Annotated in this window: 2 protein-coding genes; one reads left to right on the top strand and one right to left on the bottom strand. The window is 68.2% G+C overall.

Annotated features, from left to right (window positions below):
• Positions 1–157 precede the first annotated feature (157 nt).
• Entirely contained in the window at positions 158–283 is a 126-nt protein-coding gene (locus tag E1295_RS52160; protein WP_281284821.1) for a hypothetical protein, read from the top strand.
• 29 nt (positions 284–312) lie between these two features.
• On the opposite strand, the gene E1295_RS48270 is transcribed toward E1295_RS52160, so the two are convergent.
• Positions 313–582: a DUF6343 family protein gene (locus E1295_RS48270; protein ID WP_220449278.1), complete on the bottom strand. Its 270-nt coding sequence runs from the start codon at positions 580–582 to the stop codon at positions 313–315.
• Positions 583–761: the final 179 nt, after the last annotated feature.

Genomic DNA, 761 nt, shown 5'->3' with positions numbered 1-761 from the left:
CGGCGAGAAAGCCCCCTCCGAACGCGTCATCGAGGACAACCGCGCCGTCTCCGGCCGCGAATACCGCCTCCAGACCGACGGCGAACACCCGATCACCAGCCTGGCCGCCAACCGCTGACCACCACCGACCGAACGATCACTGGTGTGGAGCATCATCGTGGACGCCGTCGCCTGCCTCTGGCCCCGCGCCGCCAAGGTGCTGAAGGCGCAACCACGGCCGCTGATCCATGACGGCCGGTTGAACGTGCGGGTGATGCGCCGGGAGTTCATGACGCGCGGGTGAGCCGGCGGCGCGTCGCGCGGGACGGCCTGTCAGCCGAAGAGGGAGTGCCCGTTGCCCCGCTTGATGCGGCGGCGGATCACGACGACCAGATCGATGGCCGCGATGACGGCCAGGACCGCCATGATGACCGCCGGCACGGGAAGGTCCGCGGTGGCGGCCAGCACGGCGAAGACCGTACAGATCACCAGTCCGAAGGTGGCCAGCACGATGCGCAGGTTGAGTGCGCTCTGCGGTCGCTCCGAGGTCGGCGAGACGACCGACCAGAACCTGTCACGAACCGATGGGTGATGCCTGTCCATGCCCTCCACCTCTCTGCGGAAGCACCCCTCTACCCACCGGGTGATGGGCGATTCATCAGATGCCTCCGAGGAGACCCCCGCCTTCAGGCGGGGGAGGAATCGGACCCCTGCGGAGCAGGGCAGGGGCAGACGATTCGCCTCCAGGCGAACCGGCGTATCGAACAAACGCGCGAGTCCTT

Source organism: Nonomuraea mesophila (assembly GCF_004352805.1).
GTDB classification, from domain to species: Bacteria; Actinomycetota; Actinomycetes; order Streptosporangiales; family Streptosporangiaceae; genus Nonomuraea; species Nonomuraea longispora.
Note: the sequence above shows the minus strand (reverse complement) of the source record. Positions and strands in the feature narration are given on the sequence as shown.